This is a genomic window from Enterobacter cloacae complex sp. GYL001 (assembly GCF_049237125.1).
GTDB lineage: Bacteria > Pseudomonadota > Gammaproteobacteria > Enterobacterales > Enterobacteriaceae > Enterobacter > Enterobacter hormaechei_C.
Map to the genome: position 1 here is coordinate 281,501 of NZ_JBMKGW010000001.1, position 16,794 is coordinate 298,294.

At 56.1% G+C, this 16,794-nt stretch carries 15 protein-coding genes; 7 read left to right on the forward strand and 8 right to left on the reverse strand.

Translation table 11 applies throughout. The features are described 5' to 3' along the window. The first annotated feature begins 120 nt into the window (after window positions 1-120). Complete coding sequence (gene rlmF, locus ACOTWU_RS01380; protein ID WP_045343727.1) at window positions 121-1,032, forward strand: 23S rRNA (adenine(1618)-N(6))-methyltransferase RlmF; 912 nt, start codon at window positions 121-123, stop codon at window positions 1,030-1,032. Between the two features lie 45 nt (window positions 1,033-1,077). On the opposite strand, the gene ybiO is transcribed toward rlmF, so the two are convergent. The 6 genes from ybiO to rhtA all read right to left on the reverse strand — a co-directional run bounded on the left by ybiO (window position 1,078) and on the right by rhtA (window position 7,679). Continuing rightward, window positions 1,078-3,294 (reverse strand): mechanosensitive channel protein, encoded by a 2,217-nt coding sequence (gene ybiO / locus ACOTWU_RS01385; protein WP_126499056.1) that lies wholly within the window; start codon window positions 3,292-3,294, stop codon window positions 1,078-1,080. 118 nt (window positions 3,295-3,412) lie between these two features. After that, the gene (glnQ, locus tag ACOTWU_RS01390) at window positions 3,413-4,135 is read right to left on the reverse strand and encodes a glutamine ABC transporter ATP-binding protein GlnQ (RefSeq protein ID WP_006809503.1); all 723 of its coding nucleotides are present in this window, start codon (window positions 4,133-4,135) and stop codon (window positions 3,413-3,415) included. Beyond that, entirely contained in the window at window positions 4,132-4,791 is a 660-nt protein-coding gene (gene glnP, locus ACOTWU_RS01395; protein WP_003858462.1) for a glutamine ABC transporter permease GlnP, read from the reverse strand. Before glnP ends, glnQ begins: the two co-directional genes overlap by 4 nt. 93 nt (window positions 4,792-4,884) lie before the next feature. Further along, entirely contained in the window at window positions 4,885-5,628 is a 744-nt protein-coding gene (glnH, locus tag ACOTWU_RS01400) for a glutamine ABC transporter substrate-binding protein GlnH (RefSeq protein WP_421625753.1), read from the reverse strand. A 361-nt stretch (window positions 5,629-5,989) separates the two neighbouring features. Then, window positions 5,990-6,493 (reverse strand): DNA starvation/stationary phase protection protein Dps, encoded by a 504-nt coding sequence (gene dps, locus ACOTWU_RS01405; RefSeq protein ID WP_000100801.1) that lies wholly within the window; start codon window positions 6,491-6,493, stop codon window positions 5,990-5,992. Window positions 6,494-6,791: 298 nt separating this feature from the next. Continuing rightward, complete coding sequence (gene rhtA / locus ACOTWU_RS01410; RefSeq protein WP_126499040.1) at window positions 6,792-7,679, reverse strand: threonine/homoserine exporter RhtA; 888 nt, start codon at window positions 7,677-7,679, stop codon at window positions 6,792-6,794. Window positions 7,680-8,033: 354 nt separating this feature from the next. Between rhtA and ompX the strand changes: the two genes are divergently transcribed. After that, window positions 8,034-8,552, forward strand: coding sequence for an outer membrane protein OmpX (gene ompX, locus ACOTWU_RS01415; protein ID WP_003858450.1), 519 nt, complete (start codon window positions 8,034-8,036; stop codon window positions 8,550-8,552). Window positions 8,553-8,666: 114 nt separating this feature from the next. Here the strand turns inward: ompX and ACOTWU_RS01420 are convergent, their stop codons facing one another. Together ACOTWU_RS01420 and mntS are read right to left on the reverse strand one after the other, a co-directional pair. Next, window positions 8,667-10,250 carry a phosphoethanolamine transferase gene (locus ACOTWU_RS01420; protein ID WP_062938639.1) on the reverse strand — a complete coding sequence of 528 codons (1,584 nt, stop codon included), beginning with the start codon at window positions 10,248-10,250 and terminating at the stop codon, window positions 8,667-8,669. 269 nt (window positions 10,251-10,519) lie between these two features. Beyond that, window positions 10,520-10,648 carry a manganase accumulation protein MntS gene (gene mntS, locus ACOTWU_RS01425; RefSeq protein ID WP_017384915.1) on the reverse strand — a complete coding sequence of 43 codons (129 nt, stop codon included), beginning with the start codon at window positions 10,646-10,648 and terminating at the stop codon, window positions 10,520-10,522. A 183-nt stretch (window positions 10,649-10,831) separates the two neighbouring features. On the opposite strand from mntS, the gene mntR reads away from it, so the two are divergent. From mntR to ACOTWU_RS01450, 5 genes are all read left to right on the forward strand, one after another. Continuing rightward, on the forward strand, window positions 10,832-11,305 hold the full coding sequence (mntR, locus tag ACOTWU_RS01430) for a manganese-binding transcriptional regulator MntR (RefSeq protein ID WP_015571059.1): 474 nt from the start codon (window positions 10,832-10,834) through the stop codon (window positions 11,303-11,305). Then, complete coding sequence (locus tag ACOTWU_RS01435) at window positions 11,302-12,411, forward strand: anion transporter (RefSeq protein ID WP_017384914.1); 1,110 nt, start codon at window positions 11,302-11,304, stop codon at window positions 12,409-12,411. The genes mntR and ACOTWU_RS01435 overlap by 4 nt, the downstream gene beginning before the upstream one ends. A gap of 101 nt (window positions 12,412-12,512) precedes the next feature. Beyond that, window positions 12,513-13,607 (forward strand): HlyD family secretion protein, encoded by a 1,095-nt coding sequence (locus ACOTWU_RS01440; RefSeq protein WP_062938638.1) that lies wholly within the window; start codon window positions 12,513-12,515, stop codon window positions 13,605-13,607. Beyond that, window positions 13,604-15,175, forward strand: coding sequence for a DHA2 family efflux MFS transporter permease subunit (locus ACOTWU_RS01445; RefSeq protein WP_015571056.1), 1,572 nt, complete (start codon window positions 13,604-13,606; stop codon window positions 15,173-15,175). Before ACOTWU_RS01440 ends, ACOTWU_RS01445 begins: the two co-directional genes overlap by 4 nt. Continuing rightward, window positions 15,175-16,698, forward strand: a complete 1,524-nt coding sequence (locus ACOTWU_RS01450; protein WP_017384913.1) for an efflux transporter outer membrane subunit — start codon at window positions 15,175-15,177, stop codon at window positions 16,696-16,698. The genes ACOTWU_RS01445 and ACOTWU_RS01450 overlap by 1 nt, the downstream gene beginning before the upstream one ends. The last annotated feature ends 96 nt before the right edge of the window (window positions 16,699-16,794 follow it).

The following is a 16,794-nucleotide window of genomic DNA, read 5'->3' on the forward strand; positions in this document are numbered from 1 at the left end:
TGCTGACAGATCATAGACATACAGGTTGCTGATTTTCGTCGGTTTTTTGTGCAGCGCAGACAGATATTTACCCCCGCGCCGTCACAGGGTATCTTACGCGGCTGTCTAAAGGAGAATGCCATGACTTCCCTAAAGCCGGGATTGCACCCGCGTAACCGCCACCGTAGCCGCTACGACATGAAAGCCCTGTGCCTGAGCTGCCCGGAATTGCAGGATTTTATCGTTCAGACACCAGCCGGTGAACCGTCGGTAAACTTTGCCGATCCGCTGGCGGTTAAGACGCTGAACAAAGCGCTGCTGGCCCATTTTTATGGCGTTACGCACTGGGACATCCCGGATGGCTTTCTCTGCCCACCGGTGCCAGGACGTGCGGATTATGTCCATCATCTTGCCGATCTGCTGGCGGATGACAATGGCGGCGTGGTGCCGAAACAGGCCACCGTGCTTGATATCGGTACGGGCGCGAACCTGATCTACCCCCTGATAGGCGCACATGAGTACCAGTGGCGGTTTACCGGCAGCGAGATCGGCGCCGAAGCCTTCGCCAGCGCGCAGGCCATTATCAACGCTAACCCGGGGTTAAGCCGGGCCGTTCGTTTGCGTCGTCAAAAGGATGCCGCTGCTATTTTCAACGGCATTATTCACAAGAACGAACAATATGATGCCACCCTGTGCAACCCGCCCTTCCACGACTCCGCCGCCTCCGCACGTGCGGGAAGTGAACGCAAGCGGCGTAACCTGGGCCAGGCTGAAGACGGCGCGCTGAACTTTGGCGGCCAGCAGCAGGAGCTGTGGTGCGAGGGAGGGGAAGTGGCATTTATTTTGCGCATGATTGCCGAGAGTAAGGGCTTCGGTCGTCAGGTGAAATGGTTTACCACGCTGGTCTCCCGCGGCGATAACCTGCCGCCGCTTTACCGCGCGCTGACCGACGTCGGCGCGGTGAAGGTAATCAAAAAAGAGATGGCGCAGGGCCAGAAGCAGAGCCGCTTTATCGCCTGGACCTTTATGGACGATAACAAACGCCGCAAATAGCCCCCCATCGCAGGCCGGGTAAGGCGAAGCCGCCACCCGGCTCGGTTACAGCGTCGGCTCTTGCGGAGGGAGCGGCGAAGCGGGCGGCGATAATACCTGATACGTCTGCACCGGCGCTCTCACGTTCGCCAGATCGAAGTGTTTTTTCACCATGCTGTCGAGGGCGAAGCGCACCGTCCACTGCTTCAGCGGCTGGGTGGTGAACGACACGCGCAGGGTAAAGGCAGTGTTCGTTAGCCCGACGATGCCCGCGAACGACGGTTCACCAATCACCAGCCCGCGAATATCCTCCATCTCCATCAGTTCGCTCACCGCATCCCGCAGCGCCTGCTTCGCCTTATCTGCATCCTCATGACGATCGACATCATAATTCGCCACCACCGAACCAATGCCGCGCACAAAGTTGGCAAAGGTGGTGATCGATGACCACGGAATAATGTGGTACGCGCCGGTATCCTGACGTACGCCGACGGAGCGAATGGACATCCTCTCCACCGTGCCGGTGAGCGGTCCGATGGTCACCAGATCCCCGGTGTTCATCCCGTTCTCAAACTGGATAAAAATGCCGGTGATAATATCCTTCACCAGCGTCTGCGAACCAAAGGAGATCGCCAGCCCAAGCGCACCGGCACCCGCCAGCAGCGGGGCGATATTCACGCCGATTTCCGACAGCACAATCATGATGGTGATGGTGCTGATGATCACCGCCAGCGCGTTGCGGCACAGAGTCAGCAGCGTGCGGGCGCGGGCGCTCGGCAGCGGCCTGCCGTGGACATCCGACACCAGACGGTTTTCGATAAGGCTTGCCAGCAGCGTCCAGCCGACGGCGGAGAAGAACAAGATCAGCGCGATACGAATAAGAATATCAACGGTCTTTTCCCCCGCGCCGTTATGCAGCCAGTTCCAGAAATCAAACAGACCCCACGCGTTCAGCAGCAGCATAATTGCCACGCAGACCGTCAGAATACGCGCCACCTTCAGGGATACCGTCATCCAGCCATTTACCCGCTTTTGCAGTTCCGGGTAGTTACGCTGAACCTGCGGCGACAGGGTGATCGTTTTCGACAGCCAGCGGGAGAGCAGGCCAGAGACAAAGGCCGCAATGCCGATAATCGCCAGGCTTTTGAACGTCGCCCCCATCATAAATTTCAGGCTATTGCCCGGATCGAACAGGGAGAAGAAACAGAGCACAATAAAATAGGCGCTGGCCAGCCAGTGCCACACCAGCGCAAAGGCGCGAATAAAGAGGCTGAAAAAGGAGAGGGAGCGATCGGCCAGGTGCAGCAGGCTGTCGGTGATCGCTTTTTTATTGTGGAAGATGAGGTACAGCGCCCAGACGGTAATGCACAGCATGATCAGCACGTTCGCCAGCGCCCCGAACTGCACGTTAACCTGGTTGGAAATAATCGGCACGGCAACCAGCAGGCCATAACCGATCAACCCGCTCAGCACGCTGAGCCGCACCGCCCAGTATTTGGCGCTCTGATCCGAAATGGCGAAGGGGCGAAGGTCCGGCACGCGCGGGCAGAAGATCAACCGCAGGAGGGCTTTAAAGAACTCAATCAGGGCAAAGGCATTGAGGAACAGTCCCTGCTGAAACGCGATGGTTTTGTTTCCGGTATTAAGTCGGTCGGCCAGCATCTGGCCGACAAACAGCGTCAGGGCCAGCAGCAGCAAATCGATGACAAACGCCCCGGTAATCATTGCCGGAAGATGCAGCCAGCTGCTTTTATGCTGATTCTTTTTGCGTCCCCACTGGCCCATTTTCCGGTAAAGCGGCCAGACAGACAGGCGCAACAGCCAGTAAAAAATGAAGACGGCGCCGGCCAGAATAGCAAACTGGGTGGCGGCTGCGGAAAAGGTGTGAGGATTAAAAGGCTTATGTGAGGTGCCAACCAGGTTGCGATAGAGCTGGGCAAAACGCGACGACAGGGCTTCCCCGTAGCGGCGACTGATGTCGGTGACGTTTTCCAGCACCGTTTTTTCTTCTTCGGCTTCCGGCGGCGCAATAGCAGGAACCGGATCCTGAGGCGGCGTGGCGGCCACTTTCCTCAGCTGATCGATCAACTCCTGTCGGGACGTGTCGTTCTCAAGCACGTCGGCCAGCGCGCCGTAGGCGGCTTTTTTCTTTTCAGCGTCTGGCTCTGGCGGCGCATTTTGCTGGGTGGCGGTGGCTCCGGCTCCGGTGGTAACGCCGGGAAGGGTTACAGCAAGTGATGGCGCGCTAAACAGGCTAAACAGTAGCAACAGGATCCACGGCACGGCGTCCTCCGACAAAAATATCGTGCAAAATGATAAGTATAGAGCGCGGGGAGCGGAGGGGAGTTTTTGGGAACAATCCGGCGTAAAAAAGCCGGGCATGCCCGGCTCTGTGTAGCTATCAGGAGACGTGTTGCAGGAACTCCTGAAGGCGCTGGCTTGGTGGGTTCGCAATCAGCGCCTGCGGATTCCCGTCCTCCGCGATACGGCCCTTATCAATGAAGATCAGACGGGACGCCACCTTTTCGGCAAAGCCGATTTCGTGGGTAACGATCACCATCGTCATGCCTTCTTCCGCCAGATCCTGCATAACTTTCAGCACTTCGTGACGCAGCTCCGGGTCGAGTGCCGACGTTGGCTCATCGAACAGCATCATCTTTGGCTTCACCGCCAGCGCACGGGCAATGGCCACGCGCTGCTGCTGGCCGCCGGACAGCTCGGAAGGATAGTGGTGGGCACGCTCCGCCAGACCAACCTTCGCCAGCAGATCTTTTGCCAGCGCTTCCGCTGCCGCTTTGCTGGCCCCGCGCACGCGCAGAGGACCGAACATCACGTTTTCCAGCGCCGTGAGGTGCGGGAACAGGTAGAACTGCTGGAACACCATGCCCGCTTCCTGGCGGATCAGGCGCTCGTCCACTTTCGGATCGTTAACCTTCAGACCATCGACGATCAAATCGCCGCTGGTGATCTCCTCAAGCTTGTTAATGCAGCGCAGCAGGGTGGATTTACCGGAACCGGACGGCCCGATGATCACCACCACTTCGCCCTGCCTGATGTTCAAATCGATATTGTGCAGCACCTGGGTTGGGCCAAAGTGCTTGGAAACGTTTTTAAATTCAATCACAGGATTTTCATCCTTCTTTCAAGACGACGCAGAACAAAGCTCAGGACAAGCGTGATAATCAGATAGACAACGGCGACCGCACTCCAGATTTCCAGAGCGCGGAAGTTACCCGCGATGATCTCCTGGCCCTGACGGGTCAGTTCGGCCACGCCGATAACAATAAACAGCGAGGTGTCTTTAATGCTGATGATCCACTGGTTACCCAGCGGCGGCAGCATGCGGCGCAGCGCCAACGGCAGGATCACGTGACGAATGGTTTCGCGACGGGAAAGACCTAACGCCAGGCCGGCTTCGCTGAAGCCTTTATGAATCGACAGCACCGCACCGCGGGTAATTTCCGCAATGTAGGCGCCGGAGTTGATCATGATGGTAACAACGGCGGCGCTGAACGGGTCGATGCGCAGGTCGGTGAAGGCCATCGGCAGGGCGAAGTAGATGAACATGACCTGCACCACAATGGGGGTGCCGCGGATCACTTCGATGAAAACCAGTGCGATGTGGTTTGCAATCCAGCCGCCGTAGGTGCGGGCGAAACCGGCCACCAGACCGATAATCAACCCGCCAACCAGACCGAGGACCGAAATCCACAGGGTCATTTTAGCGCCTTCAAGCAAGAGAGGAATGGCAGGCCAGATGGCGCTCCAGTCAAACTGCATGATGTATTCCTGTATACCGTGGTGAAAAACAAAAAACGTAGGCCCGGTAAGCGGAAGCGCCACCGGGCGTTACAAACCTGAAGTCAGGTGAAATTATTTAGGCTCGGTACCGAACCATTTTTTGTAGATTTCGTTATAGGTGCCGTTCTCTTTCAGGGTTTTCAGCGCGCCGTTAACTTTGTTACGCAGGTCGTCGCTGCCTTTCGGGAACGCAATACCGTACTGCTGAGCTTCCAGGGAATCACCTACCGCTTTGAACTTGCCATTACCGGCGGTTTTGATGAAGTAAAGGATGTTAGGCGTGTCGTGCAGCACCGCGTCAGCGCGGTTGGTGCCCAGTTCCATGTAAGCGTTGTCGATGTTCGGGAACTGACGCAGGTCTTTGGTTTTGATGTTGGCTTTCGCGTAATCAACGGAGCCGGTTCCGCTCTTCACGGCGACCACTTTACCGTCGAGATCTTTCACGCTTTTCACGTCGTTGTTATCCGCTTTCACCATCACCAGCAGGCCGCTTTTGTAGTAGCCGTCAGAGAAGTCGATGGCTTTTTTACGTTCTTCGGTAATGGTGATGCCTGCCAGCGCCAGGTCAACGTTTTTGGTTTGCAGTGCCGGGATAATGCCGCTGAAATCCATTGGCTTCAGGGTGTAATCCAGTTTGAGTTCTTTTGCGACAGCGGCCCACAGATCCACGTCAAAACCAACGTATTTATCACCCTGTTTGAATTCAAACGGTACGAACGCCGTGTCAGTCGCCACAACCAGTTTGTCGGCAGCCTGCGAGGACACCGCAAACGCCAGGATAAGTGCAGCCAGTGAAACTTTTAATACAGACTTCATAACATTTCCTTTTATATCCACGGGGCGATCCCCTGCGAGAACCTCAGGCACAATGAAAAAATCGTGCCAATTTTACAAGCTGTTGTTTTGCAAAGGGGATGATGTCACGCATTGCACAAAAAGCGTGGCAATTCTGCCAGGTTGCACCAGAATGGAGCACCGTTTTGGTGCGCTTCGTTAAGGTCTTCTGACAGGGGGATATTTAGCGCAGAATCTGACGAAAAAACAATCTTCCGTTAACGGTTGTGTGAGGTGATTATTACATTTTATTCACTTTTGCGGCCATTGCGGGCAAAAGTGCGCACCATAAATGTGCAAAACCCCCGCCAGGGGCGAGGGTTATTCGGACAATCCGCAGGGATTATTCGATGTTGGACTCGATGAACCACAGGAACTGATCCAGGTCGCGTGATGCGGCAGTGAAGATATCAGCGGTATCTTCATCTTTGGCTTCGCCAATCGCTTTACGAACATCGTTCGCCACAATCGCATAACGATCCGCCAGCTCTTTCAGGTGATCCTGAACGGTATGGATATCCAGCGGATAGCTTTTCAGTGGCGTTTTGCTGTTGATCACCTGTGTTGTACCCAGTGCCACGCCACCGAGCTGTACGGCGCGTTCGGCCATGGTATCCAGGTGAGTCACCAGTGCTGTGCGGAAGCCATCCAGCATTTCATGAACGGCAATAAAGTTTGCACCGCGCATATTCCAGTGGGCCTGTTTGGTGATCAGCGAAAGATCGATGAACTGGACCACCTGGCGATTCAGCAACTCGATGGTCGCTTTTTTATCGCTATCCGATACATCGTTACGGGTATAAAGCAGATTAGACGCTTTCGTTTTCACCAGTTTAGCGGTACTCATAATCTCATATCCTCTTGATGTTTGTGTCCCAGGTAATTACGGGACTAAGTATAGCACCGGATTTTTTCTCTGCGGTTTGGCTCTGCCTATCGGTTTAATAGCGAAAGGAAGGTTGTATTATCAAATATTTGAAAAGTAAGTGGTTTATTTAAATTGATACAGATCAATCTTAATTCGCTTTGCCGGAAGGCGAGCAGGTGAAATATTTTGGCAATATGAGAGAGTTTGTAAGAAATTATTTGAGCTACTGACGTGGCGTATATTCTGCATGGCGGGTTAGCCATGCAGAATTTAAGGCTTAGTTGAGGTCTATTTTTTCCACTTTAGGTTCCGGACGCATGGTCAGGGTGGAGCCCATAGACGCCGCGATAATGGAACAGAGCGCCAGCGTTTGTACCAGGGTCAGGGTTTCACCGAGGAAAATCATTCCTGAGATGGCGGCCAGCGCGGGCTCCATGCTCATGAGCGTACCAAAAATGCGTGTGGGCAGGCGCGTCAGGGCGATCATCTCCAGAGAGTAGGGCAGCGCCGTGGAGAGAATGGCAACCGCCAGCCCAACCGGCAGGATTGACCATTGCCATATTGAGTCTGTCGCTTGTGCCATTCCAATCGGGACAAAGATAACGGCGGCAATCAGCGAGCCTAAGGCGACCGTCGCGGGGCCGTGCTCTTCCCCCGCACGCTGGCCAGTGAGAATATACACCGCCCAGCATGCCCCCGCGCCCAGCGCCAGAGCTGCTCCTGTCAGATCGATTTGTGAAACGCTTTGCCCGAGCGGCAGCAGGAACCATAGCCCCAGCACGGCCAGTACGACCCAGATAAAGTCTACCGGACGACGAGAAGAGAAGAGGGCAACCGCCAGCGGGCCGGTAAATTCAAGCGCGACCGCGATCCCCAGCGGGATCGTCTGAATAGAGAGATAGAACATGTAGTTCATCCCTCCCAGCGCCAGCCCATAAAAAAGCAGTGGCAGTCGCTGCTCCTTTTTAAACCGTAGCCGCCAGGGTTTAAAAACAACCACGAGGATCAGGGTGCCTAATGAGATACGCAGCGCCGTGACGCCGGGCGCACCAACCAGCGGAAACAGCGATTTTGCCAGCGACGCGCCGCTTTGTATGGACATCATCGCGATAAGTATGACTGCCACCGGCATCCAGACCGACGATTTACGAGGTAAACCTGGCATCCTTTCTCCTGTCAATTTATGTCAAATGAGGTAAAAGTCGCAGTGTAATGGAAATAAGCTGCAACGGTTGAGCTACTGTTGAAAAAAATCCAGGGAAAATCCGTAAAATGAGAAAACGTTGATGATTTTATCGCCTGAAAGATTAGGAATAATCTGGATGAACTAAATGGCAATGACGCGCACTATTAGCATTTACAGGTGAAAATCTGGAGTTATTTGAACGAGATAGCTGGTGCTGGAAATGTTCTGTTACAGGAAAGGTCGCATTAGACATCGTGAATGACAAAGAGTTTCACAGAATTTTTTGATATATTTAAAACTTACGGACTTACTTGAAGCACATTTGAGGTGGTTATGAAAAAAATTGCATGTCTTTCAGCACTGGCAGCTGTTCTGGCTGTTTCCGCAGGTACCGCTGTAGCGGCAACTTCTACTGTAACTGGTGGTTACGCTCAGAGCGATATGCAGGGCGTGATGAACAAAACCAACGGTTTCAACCTGAAGTACCGTTATGAGCAAGACAACAACCCGCTGGGTGTGATCGGTTCTTTCACTTACACCGAGAAAGATCGTACTGAAAATGGCTCTTACAATAAAGGTCAGTACTACGGCATCACCGCGGGTCCTGCTTACCGCCTGAATGACTGGGCAAGCATCTACGGTGTTGTAGGTGTTGGCTACGGTAAATTCCAGCAGACCGAAAACCAGGGTCTGAACCGTACTGCAAGCAACAGCGACTATGGTTTCTCCTATGGCGCAGGTATGCAGTTCAACCCAATCGAAAACGTTGCTCTGGACTTCTCCTATGAGCAGAGCCGTATCCGCAACGTTGACGTTGGCACCTGGATCGCGGGCGTAGGTTACCGCTTCTAATCACTTCGGTGAGCCAGTAAAAAATCCGCCCAATGTGGCGGATTTTTTTTGTTTGTACCCTCTCCCCGTGGGAGAGGGTCGGTGAGGGCATCAGCCCGCACGAAACGGCAGAAATTACTTACTCTTAATATCGAAAATATCCGTCCCAAGATGGGTATAGTCGACTTTCTGTAACTTAAAGTTGGTAATGTAAACTGGCGGGCCCTTCTTCCCGGAGATAAACGGGTAATCATTTTTTATCTCTTTCGCCTTAATCCCCGTCCATTGTGAGAAGAATTTCAGGAAATCGTTCGCGGAACGGCGCGCTTTGATGATGCGATGCGTTTTGTCATCACTCGACAGCACCATAAACGGTACCTGGAAGTTTTGCTGGAACTTGTCATCGTGTGCCAGATACTGCACCTGTTTACCGCGCTCCTTAAATGCCAGACCGTGGTCAGAGAAATAGACCATCGAGAAGCTGTCGCCGCTGTTGCGCAGCTGTGCGTACAGCTTGCTGAGCAGATCGTCGGTTTGCGTCATGGTGTAGAGATAACACGAGGTCTCTTTGGATTGCACAAACTCCGCATATTTTCCCCCGGTACGATCGCATGCCTGCGGGTGTGACCCCATCAGGTGCAGGACAATCAGCTGCGGCTGGGTGCGCTGAGTAGCAAAGACCTGCGCCGTCATTTTTAGCAACGCTTCATCTTTTGTGTTTTTATCGGCTTCGAAATCACCGCTTTTCAGGAACTGTACCTCGTCGGCACGCTTCGCGATGCTGGCGATGGCGGTATCATACTCGCCGATCTGTCCCTGGTTAGAGAACCACCATGTCTGAAAACCTGCCCGGTTGGCCAGGGTGACAAAATTATCCTGAAACTGCGGTTTTCCATCCACCACGCGGTTGAGCGTCAGACCGAGTGATTTCTGCGTCGAGCCGCTGGCCGCCACGTAGTCGGTAAACAGCGTACCGTTAACGGCGCTGGCAAACGGCGTGTTATCCCAGTGACCGCCAAACGCGCCGAGCGCATCGCGACGCGCGCTTTCCCCGATCACCACCACGTAAGTGTGATACTTCGGTTTCACCGCCAGCACGTTCCAGGTATCTTTCATGGTGGAAAGCTCGGCCATACGCGCCTGCTCGTCGAGCACTTCCTCGTTATTCACCACCACGTCTTTGACGAAGCGAAACACCGGATACCCGGTATCTTTAAGCTTAAACACGCCGCCCCAGGCCAGATTTTGTACCGGTGCAACAAAAAACGTCACCACGCTAAAGGCCAGGCACAGGCTTTCAATTTTACCCCATGCCTTTTTCCCGACGGGCTTACGACGAACCGCAATCACACCGAGGGCAAAAATGAAAAGGCCAACCACGTAGTTGTACCACGGAAAGATCGTCAGGATCTCTGTGGACTCTTCCATATTGGTGGAGTGGAGCGCCAGCAGAGTATTAAAGTTCGGCGCGCCATAGGCCTGGCCAAACGGGAAATAGGCGGCAGCAATCAGAGAACAGATCCCGATAAGCACTTTCTGCACGCGCGGTGCGCTTCGCCAGAGCAGGTGAAGAATACAGGTGAATCCGACGGCATAAAGCAGGCTAAAGGGGTAGCCAAGAGCAAAGTTAATCAACAGCGATTGCAAAAAATAGAATCCCGTCCACGGGCTTAAGGCCCGGCTGCGGGTAACAAGTGTATCAATCAGGGTTACGTTCATAGATCACTATCACGAAAACGCCATGTGCTCACCCTGGCGTCAAGGGTCAAAGCCTGCCGGACAGTGCGTGGAAAGGGAATGAGAGGTCCGCTTCAGCGAGCCGCAAATTGTGCAGGGCTGCAAGAAGATAGTGCGAGCGTGAATTAAGGTCAACAGTTGCTAAACAGATGTTTTGCGAAGCGGGCTGCAAATCCGCAAAAATAATCGGGAACAGGCCAGTTTACAACGTAAGTGTGACGGGAAAATGAAGCGGCGTACCGCGACGCCGCTTAGTGGGAAGAATTGTCGTCCTGCTGCGGTTTGGCGTTAAACATATCGCACAGCATGTTCAACAGCATCAGGCGCACTTTAAAAGGAGAGTGGGTAAACACGTTCATACACCTCTTGAATTCATTCATAAGACCTCCTGATTCATGATCCCTTCGATCCGTGAAGGGTGACTGCATTACATACAGATATAGCACAGGCTATATTGTATAGCTATGGCTAATTCGTTAATTTTTTGTGCTTGTAGAGCTATGGTTTACAATGTGCGCTCCGTTACAGGGCGCTGGAAGCGTCAACCCCATTGAGGAAGCACAATGAACCGTCGCGCAGGTAAGCCAACAACAAAAAAAACGACGCAACTGGTGAACGTTGAAGAGCATGTGGAAGGCTTCCGCCAGGTGCGTGAGGCGCACCGCCGGGAGCTGATTGATGATTATGTCGAACTGATCTCTGATCTGATCCGTGAGGTTGGAGAAGCGCGCCAGGTGGATATGGCCGCACGCCTGGGGGTGTCGCAGCCAACCGTTGCCAAAATGTTAAAACGTCTGGCGTCGGTCGGGCTGATCGAAATGATCCCCTGGCGCGGGGTGTTTCTCACCGCTGAGGGCGAAAAGCTGGCGCAGGAGAGCCGCGAGCGCCACCAGATCGTCGAGAATTTTTTACTGGTGCTGGGCGTCAGCCCGGAAATTGCCCGTCGGGATGCCGAAGGTATGGAACACCACGTCAGTGAAGAGACGCTGTTGAAGTTCCGCGAGTTTACGCTCAAATACGGTCCCTCCGCTGAATGAACATCCCCGGCTTGCAGGCCCTGAAACGCGATCGCTTTTTCCATCTTTTACTGATCACTGGCGTTGGGCTCAGCGTCTTTGTGCCCTTCACGCCGCACACCTGGCCGGCGGCCATAGACTGGCGCACCATTATTACTCTGAGCGGTTTGATGATGCTCACCAAAGGCGTGGAGCTGAGCGGCTATTTTGACGTGCTGGGGCGCAAAATGGTGCGCCGCTTCGCCACCGAGCGCAAGCTGGCCCTGTTTATGGTCTTTTCGGCGGCGCTGTTGTCGACGTTTCTCACTAATGACGTGGCGCTTTTTATCGTGGTGCCGCTTACGCTCACGCTGCGTAAGCTGTGCGAAATACCGGTTACCCGTCTGATTATCTTTGAAGCGCTGGCCGTCAATGCGGGCTCGCTGCTCACGCCTATCGGTAACCCGCAGAACATTCTGCTGTGGGGACGCTCCGGCCTGTCGTTTACCGCGTTTACCGGGCAGATGGCGCCGCTGGCGCTGGCGATCGTGGCGTCGCTGCTGGCGGTGGGCTGGTTTGCTTTCCCGAATAAATCGTTGCAGTACCACAGCGGTACAACCGGCCCCCAGTGGCAGCCGCGTCTCGTCTGGAGCTGCCTGGGGCTGTATATCGTTTTCCTTATCGCGCTGGAGTTAAACCAGGCGCTGGCGGGCGCGCTGCTGGTGGCGTGCGGCTTCCTGTTCCTCGCCCGGCGGGTGCTGGTGAGCGTTGACTGGACGCTGCTGCTGGTGTTTATGGCGATGTTTATTGACGTCCATCTCCTGATCCAGCTCCCGGTATTGCAGAACGTTCTCCATAGCGTCAGCGGTCTGTCACAGCCGGGATTATGGCTGACGGCGATTGGTCTCTCGCAGGTGATCAGTAACGTGCCGTCCACCATTTTGCTGCTTAACTATGTTCCCCCAACGGTACTGCTGGCGTGGGCGGTCAACGTCGGCGGCTTTGGGTTGCTGCCTGGCTCGCTGGCTAACCTCATCGCCCTGCGGATGGCCAACGATCGCCGCATCTGGTGGCGCTTCCATTTATGGTCAATCCCGATGCTGCTCTGGTCAGCGGCGGTGGGTTTCGGACTATTCCTTCTCATATAGTGCGCAATTTGTCAGTTTTTCCTGGCAAATGTATAGCAACGTCCTAGCTTTAGTGAACGGCATAGTGTGATGCCGCTCACTGACAGGACCGTTGCTGAACTATGGCAGAAGATCAAAACCCACCTGCTGACGAGCAGGATCAAAACAATAACGAGCGCAAGCGCCCGGGGAAAAAACCGTTAATTATCCTTGGTATCGTGGTCATCGTGATGGTGATTGTGGCGCTGGTCTGGTGGTTTTTAACCCGTAACGAAGAGACCACCGACGACGCCTTCACCGACGGCGACGTAGTGACCATTGCCCCAAAAACGGCAGGCTACGTCACCGAACTTCGCGTGCGGGATAACCAGCGCGTGAAGAAAGGGGATGTGCTGGTGGTGATCGATCCGCGTGATACCACCGCCCAGCGCGATCAGGCCCAGGCCCAGCTTGGGCTGGCGGTTGCGCAGTTGCACCAGGCGCAGGCGCAGCTGGCGCTCTCGAAGGTGCAATATCCCGCCCAGCGCGATGAAGCCAAAGCCCAGGTACTGAAAGCTCAGGCGGATATGGCCAACGCGCAGGCGGAGTACCGCCGTCAGCGCGGCGTTGACCCGCGCGCGACCACGCAACAAAGTATCGATGCCGCGAACGCTCAACTGCGGAGTGCCCAGGCGGATCTGGCCAGCGCGCAGGCGCAGCTGGAAGTGGCGGAGCAGGTTCAGCTGCAAATCCGCCAGCAGGAGACCAACGTCGAAGCCCGCGAACGGCAGGTCGATCAGGCCAGAGCGCAGCTGGAAACCGCCAACCTGAACCTCTCTTATACCGAAGTCCGCGCCCCGTTCGACGGTTTTGTCACCAAACGCAACGTCCAGCCCGGTACGCTGGTGCAGGCAGGTACGGCGCTGTTCTCGCTGGTTTCCCCGAACGTGTGGGTGGTGGCGAACTTCAAGGAGTCGCAGCTTGAGCGCATGAAGCCGGGCGACAAAGTGACCGTGTCCGTCGATGCCTGGCCGGATATGGAGCTGGAAGGCCATATCGACAGCATCCAGCAGGGCAGCGGCTCGCGCTTCTCCGCCTTCCCGTCGGAAAACGCCACCGGTAACTTTGTGAAGATCGTTCAGCGCGTGCCGGTGAAAATCGTCATTGATAAAGGGCTGGATCCGAACAAGCCGCTGCCGCTGGGGCTGTCGGTTGAACCGAAGGTCACCGTGGAATGACGGATCACAGCCACGATAACTGGAAGCCCGCCAGTAACCCGTGGGCGGTGGCGATTGTGGTCACCCTGGCGGTGTTTATGGAAATTCTGGACACCACCATCGTCAACGTGGCGCTGCCCCACGTCGCAGGGTCGCTCTCGGCCAGCTATGACGAATCCACCTGGGTGCTCACCAGCTACCTGGTGGCGAACGGCATCGTGCTGCCAATTTCGGCTTTTCTGAGCCGTCTGTTTGGTCGCAAGCAGTTCTTCCTGATCTGCATTGTGATGTTCACCATCTGCTCGTTCCTGTGCGGCATCGCCACCGAGCTATGGCAAATCATCCTGTTCCGCGTGATGCAGGGGTTCTTTGGCGGCGGATTGCAGCCTACCCAGCAGTCGGTGCTACTCGACTACTTCAAGCCGGAGGACAGGGGCAAAGCCTTTGGCCTTTCATCCATTGCCATTATCGTCGCGCCGGTACTCGGTCCCACGCTGGGGGGCTGGATCACCGATAACTACTCCTGGCGCTGGGTGTTCTTTATCAATATCCCGGTAGGGATTGTGACGGTGCTGGCCATCTATCAGCTGCTGGAAGATCCGCCGTGGGAGAAAAAGTCGGAAGAGAAGCTCACCGTCGACTGGACGGGGATCGGCCTGATCGCCCTCGGTCTTGGCTGTTTGCAGGTGATGCTCGACCGGGGCGAAGATGATGACTGGTTCTATTCGAACTTTATCCGCACCTTCGCAGTACTGACGCTGGTCGGCATTATCGGCGCGATCTACTGGCTGATGTATGCCAGAAAGCCGGTGGTGGATCTGCACTGTATGAAGGACCGCAACTTTGCGATCTCCAGCCTGCTGATGGCGGGGATGGCGATGATCCTGTACGGCAGCTCGGTGGTTATTCCGCAGCTGGCGCAGCAGGATTTGGGCTATACCGCCACCTGGTCCGGGCTGGTGCTCTCGCCTGGCGCGGTGCTGATTGTGCTGACCATCCCGCTGGTGCTGAAGCTGATGCCGGTGGTGCAGACGCGCTGGATCATCGCCTTCGGCTTTACCTGCCTGGCGGTGTCGTTCTTCTGGTCCCGCACGCTGACGCCGGATATCGACTTCGAAACGCTGGTGCTGTTCCGCAGCGCCCAGTCGATTGGACTGGGGTTCCTGTTTGTGCCCCTCACCACCATCGCCTTTATCTCGATCCCGAGGCGGCTTAACGCCGACGCGGCGGCGCTGTTTACCATGTTCCGCAACGTGGCCGGCTCGATTGGGATTTCGCTCTCGACGGCGGCGATCACCGAGCGCTCGCAGGCGCACAGCGCGCATCTGGCTTACCACGCTTCGCCGTTTAACGAGCAGTTCCAGCTGGCGATTCGCGAAAGCGCCCAGGCGATCCAGAACTTCACCACTCAGGTGGGCGATCCGACCGGCATTGCCACCGGGCGGATGTACCAGACGATGATCGAGCAGTCGCGCTTTCTGGCCTACATCGACGTCTTCACCATTCTGAGCGCGGTGGCCCTATTACTGATTCCGTTTTGTTTGTTGCTCTCGCCGGTTAAGAGCGAGGGGAGTGCAGGAGCACACTGATGATACACAGACGTTTACACCCTCTGATGATAATGATGCTGCTGGTGGGCTGCGCCGTCGGGCCGGACTACCAACAGCCTGCACCGCCCGCCACCACGCACTGGAACGATAAGGGCGACAGCGCGGTGAAATCGCAAACTTCCTCCGCGGCCACTAACCCGCGCTGGTGGAAAACCTTCGGCTCGCCGCAGCTCGACAGCCTGATTGAACGCGCCATCGCCGGGAATCTGACGCTACAGCAAACGGTATTACGCATTGCCGGCGCGCGCGAACAGATTAACCAGGCCGGCGGGGCGTTTTTCCCGTCGGTGAATGGCAATGTGCAGGCGACGCGCCAGCAGCTTGGGCTGGAAGGGGAGCTGAAATCCCACGGCGTGTATGACCAGTTGAATAATGTCGATCCTGAACTGCGGGGCGCGTTAGGCCCGCTGACGCAGCCGATAAACCTCTATCAGGGCAGCTTCGACGCCCAGTGGGAAATCGACCTGTGGGGCAAGGTGCGCCGTCAGGTAGAAGCGGCTGAGGCGCAGCAGCGGGCGGCGATCGAGCAGCGTAACGATGCGCTGGTCTCGCTGGAAGCCGAAGTGGCGCGGGCGTGGCTACAGCTGCGTGGGGCGCAGAGCATCATTGCCACGCTTAATACGCAAATTGAAAGCGCACAGCAGACGCTGGATCTGACCGAAAGCCGCCAGCGGGGCGGGCTGTCGCCGCAGATGGACGTGGAGAACGCCCGGGCGCAGCTGGGCAATCTTGAAGCGCAGCTGCCGCAGTATCAGGCGCAGGAACGCCAGGCGATGAACGGGCTGGCGATCCTGCTCGGCAAACCTCCGGGCGCGCTGGATGCCGAACTGCAATCCGTGCAGCCGATGCCTGCCCTGCCAGATATTGTGCAGACCGGTATTCCGTCGACGCTGGCCCGCCGTCGCCCGGACGTGCGCGAAGCCGAGGCGAATCTCCATGCCGCCACGGCGCAGATTGGCGTCTCGGTGGCAGAACTGTTCCCGAGCTTTACCCTCTCCGGACAGTTTGGCCTGCGCAACAGTGAATCTAACTGGCTGACCGACTGGAGCAGCCACTTCTACAGCTTTGGCCCGCAGGTTTCCATACCGATTTTCCAGGGCGGTCGGCTGGTCTCCAGCGTAAAGGTGGCGCGCGCGCAGCAGGGGGCGGCAGTGCTGGACTATCGCCAGACGGTACTGACGGCGCTCGGCGACGTTGAAAACGCGCTGGTGAGCTATCGCACCGACCAGCAGCGTGAAGCGGGCCTGGCGAAAACCATCGACGCGCTGCAAAACGCCTTTGATCTCGCCAGCGACAGCTACCGGCAGGGGATCGCCAGCTTTATTGACGTGCTGGACGCCCAGCGTCAGCTCGCTCAGGCCGAACAGCAGCGGGCGCAGGCGCAAGTGCAGAGCGCGCTTGACCTGGTGGCGCTCTACAAAGCCCTCGGCGGCGGCTGGGAGCCGTATCAGCAGGTGCGGCTGCCAGACTACAGCGTCTTTGGCGACGCCCCGCGCGGATAGATTCAGAGGATTGGGCAAGAAACGGACAGGAACGCCACATTCGCGATGGCTGGGGGGCGGGTATAACTAACAGACATCCAATCGACATGCGAGGAA

Coding starts and splice junctions, on each gene's coding strand:
- rlmF (WP_045343727.1), top strand. CDS start 121: ATGACTTCCCTAAAGCCGGGATTGCACCCGCGTAACCGCCACCGTAGC.
- glnP (WP_003858462.1), bottom strand. CDS start 4,791: ATGCAGTTTGACTGGAGCGCCATCTGGCCTGCCATTCCTCTCTTGCTT.
- glnH (WP_421625753.1), bottom strand. CDS start 5,628: ATGAAGTCTGTATTAAAAGTTTCACTGGCTGCACTTATCCTGGCGTTT.
- dps (WP_000100801.1), bottom strand. CDS start 6,493: ATGAGTACCGCTAAACTGGTGAAAACGAAAGCGTCTAATCTGCTTTAT.
- rhtA (WP_126499040.1), bottom strand. CDS start 7,679: ATGCCAGGTTTACCTCGTAAATCGTCGGTCTGGATGCCGGTGGCAGTC.
- ompX (WP_003858450.1), top strand. CDS start 8,034: ATGAAAAAAATTGCATGTCTTTCAGCACTGGCAGCTGTTCTGGCTGTT.
- ACOTWU_RS01420 (WP_062938639.1), bottom strand. CDS start 10,250: ATGAACGTAACCCTGATTGATACACTTGTTACCCGCAGCCGGGCCTTA.
- mntS (WP_017384915.1), bottom strand. CDS start 10,648: ATGAATGAATTCAAGAGGTGTATGAACGTGTTTACCCACTCTCCTTTT.
- mntR (WP_015571059.1), top strand. CDS start 10,832: ATGAACCGTCGCGCAGGTAAGCCAACAACAAAAAAAACGACGCAACTG.
- ACOTWU_RS01435 (WP_017384914.1), top strand. CDS start 11,302: ATGAACATCCCCGGCTTGCAGGCCCTGAAACGCGATCGCTTTTTCCAT.
- ACOTWU_RS01440 (WP_062938638.1), top strand. CDS start 12,513: ATGGCAGAAGATCAAAACCCACCTGCTGACGAGCAGGATCAAAACAAT.
- ACOTWU_RS01445 (WP_015571056.1), top strand. CDS start 13,604: ATGACGGATCACAGCCACGATAACTGGAAGCCCGCCAGTAACCCGTGG.
- ACOTWU_RS01450 (WP_017384913.1), top strand. CDS start 15,175: ATGATACACAGACGTTTACACCCTCTGATGATAATGATGCTGCTGGTG.